Below are 2,657 nucleotides of genomic sequence, written 5' to 3'. Positions count from 1 at the left end.
GAGCAGCTGCGCCATGATCTATTTCACCAGCTTTGTGGAGGCGCGGGAGCTGAGGTCGAGCAGGGTGAAACAATCCATCTCTTCCTCGTTCTGGGGCTGGCAGGAGGTCATGTCATGCAGCAGGATTTCCGAGATGTCATCGCAGGCGAGATCTGGAATTTCAAAGAGTTTCAATGTGGTGCGCTGAACCGGCAGCGGCGCGGCGTCGATCGACAGCAACCGGTCGATGATGCCTTGCCCGTCGAGTACGGCCAGTGACATCTCGAAGCCGGCAAAGCTCTTGCCGGTGTCGTTGCGAAACAGGAAGAAGGCGCGGCAGCCGCCGGTCTCGATGGTTTCGGTCTTGTTCAACTCGACCCCGAGCCGCCCTTCGGCGGCACTGACGGAGCTGGCACAACCCAGGGCGGCCCCGAGAATCATCGGCAGGATATATCGTTTCATTTCGCCTCTCCGTAGCTGTTCTGTGGGCCTGTGGCGGGCTCAGACAATCGCGCCCAGGGCCTTTTCGATGCGGTCCATGACGACGCGGGCCTTGTCAAAGTCACGTTGCTTGAGCAGCCGCGCCGCCACCTGGACGGCACGGTCCAGTTTGTTGCGCTTGCCGCCGGGTGCGCGGGTGATGCTGGCGCGCAGCTGTTTGGCGCGATTCACATCGGCGCCAAGCGTGCGGGTGCGGGCCTCCCGGTCGGAGCGTTTCATGCTCTTGTCGGCATCTTCGCGGTCGGCCCCGATTCGCGCCACCGCCTGTTCGATCATGGTCAGCAGGGTCTGCGCCTCTTCCAGCCGGCCCTCGTTGATATGGGCCAGTGATCGGCTGAGGCCGCGCTTGAGTTTGCGCTCCAGCGGGCCGGGCGCGCGCGTGATTCGCGACTTGATCCGCTTGGCGCGCCGCAACAGGGGGCGCACCAGTTTCGGGTCGATGCCGGTGGCGTTCACCTCGTCCAGCGTGGTGACCCCGTCGTCATTGCTGGGCTTTTCCGGTTTCAGACTGTCCAGGAGGTTGCCGCCGTCGTCGCGAAACAGCACGTTGACCTTGGGTTTATTGGCGCGCAGGAAGCGTTTAAGGGTGCTGATCGCCTTGGCCGGAGCCTGTTCGCAGATCATTTCCATCTCGTCGCTGCGCACCACATAGGTGCCCCAGGCCATCGGCGGAGAGCCGCCGGATTTCTTGAGAGCAGGGCGCAATTTTTCAGGTTTGTTGCCGGGCTGGATCAGCAGCAAGGGGTCGTTCTTGCCATCCATGCAGAAGGCAAAACTGGTCCGCCGCTTGGCGCCTTCGCGGACCATGATACGCAGGTCATTTCCCTCTATGCGTGTTGGCTCCAAGGCACAGACTCCCCAAAATGTGGCAAAGCAATTGACAAGGAGAATTCGATAAGGCTGACTTTGCGTCAAGTTATTGTTTTGTTGCGCGCTATTATCCGTTGCGGAGCGCGCGCGGATGCTCCACTATTCTTCGGGAACACAAGCGCCTTATTCTGTAAGAACAAAAACACTTTTCTGACGGGGGTTAGAGCAAATGGATGTCACCATCCTGTTGCAATCCAAGGGGGGCGATAAGCCCAGCGGATCGGATCCAGGATATGATCCTGATTTTAAAGAAATGGAACTTGCCGCCAAGCCGACAGAGGAAGTGGTGCTTGGCGATCAGGTGACGCCCGGCAAGGACCCGGACTACCGCGAGGTTGAGTCCAAGGCGCTTGCGGTGCTGGAACGCGCCCATGATTTGCGGGCGGCGGTGTTTTTATCTGACGCGATTCTTTACAGCGCAGGGGTGACCGGCTTTGCCGAGGTGACCACATTGATGCGCGGCATGCTGGAGGAGTTCTGGGACAGCTGCCATCCGGTTCTGGACGAGGATGACGGCGACCCCACGGAGCGGATCAACGCGGTGCAGGATATCTGCGGTCAGCCGGACGGCATGGGCGGCCCCTCGCCCGCGTATCGCTCCCTGCGGCGGGCGCCGCTGACCGAGAGCCGCGGCTTTGGCCGTTTCTCCATGCGCGACATCGAGATCGCCGAAGGGATACTGCCGGCGCCGGAGGGGATGGACCATATTCCCGACACCTCCACCGTGGGCGCGGCCTTTCAGGACAGCGACGAGTCGGTGCTGGCGGAGCGTCTTGCCGCCCTTGAGACGATTGAATCGAATATTCGCGCGATCTCGGCTGTTTTCGATGAGCAGACACCGGGGCAGGGGCCTGAATTGGACCCGCTCCTGAAGCTTTTGAGGCAGATGGCGCAAAAAATGCGATCTTATGGTAGCATGGGGGAAGAGACCGCTGATGCGGCGGCGGAGTCCGAGGCGACCGGGGAGGAACAGACCCCGGTGGCGGGCGCTCCGTCCAACCGTGCCAGCGGCCCCGCGGGGGCGATCAATTCGCCCACGGATGTGGCCAATACGATCGACCGCATCATCGCCTATTACCGGCGGGAGGAGCCTTCGAGCCCTGTCCCGCTGTTGCTGGAACGGGCCAAGCGTCTGGTGGGGGCAGATTTCCTGACCATCATCAACGACATGGCACCCCGCGGGTTGGAAAATGTCCAGCTGGTTGGGGGACTTGAGGAAGACGACGATTGATTGAAACTCATTTCGAATTTGGTGCGCCGGAAGATCGTTCCCGTGCCGTACAAGTGAAATGACGAGCGAGGAGGCC

The 2,657-nt window shown here is 61.1% G+C and carries 3 protein-coding genes; 1 reads left to right on the top strand and 2 read right to left on the bottom strand.

What is annotated here, in order from left to right; translation table 11 throughout:
• Positions 1-18: 18 nt before the first annotated feature.
• Positions 19-441 carry a hypothetical protein gene (locus HCZ87_RS20485; RefSeq protein ID WP_254868725.1) on the bottom strand — a complete coding sequence of 141 codons (423 nt, stop codon included), beginning with the start codon at positions 439-441 and terminating at the stop codon, positions 19-21.
• A gap of 39 nt (positions 442-480) precedes the next feature.
• Positions 481-1,287, bottom strand: a complete 807-nt coding sequence (locus HCZ87_RS20480; RefSeq protein WP_167646937.1) for a hypothetical protein — start codon at positions 1,285-1,287, stop codon at positions 481-483.
• A gap of 232 nt (positions 1,288-1,519) precedes the next feature.
• On the opposite strand from HCZ87_RS20480, the gene tssA reads away from it, so the two are divergent.
• Entirely contained in the window at positions 1,520-2,581 is a 1,062-nt protein-coding gene (tssA, locus tag HCZ87_RS20475; protein WP_167646935.1) for a type VI secretion system protein TssA, read from the top strand.
• The last annotated feature ends 76 nt before the right edge of the window (positions 2,582-2,657 follow it).

The sequence above is a fragment of the Phaeobacter sp. HF9A genome, assembly GCF_011806385.1.
Taxonomy (GTDB): Bacteria; Pseudomonadota; Alphaproteobacteria; order Rhodobacterales; family Rhodobacteraceae; genus Epibacterium.
The sequence above is the reverse complement of the archived record's forward strand: the minus strand, read 5'-3'. Positions and strand labels throughout refer to the sequence as shown.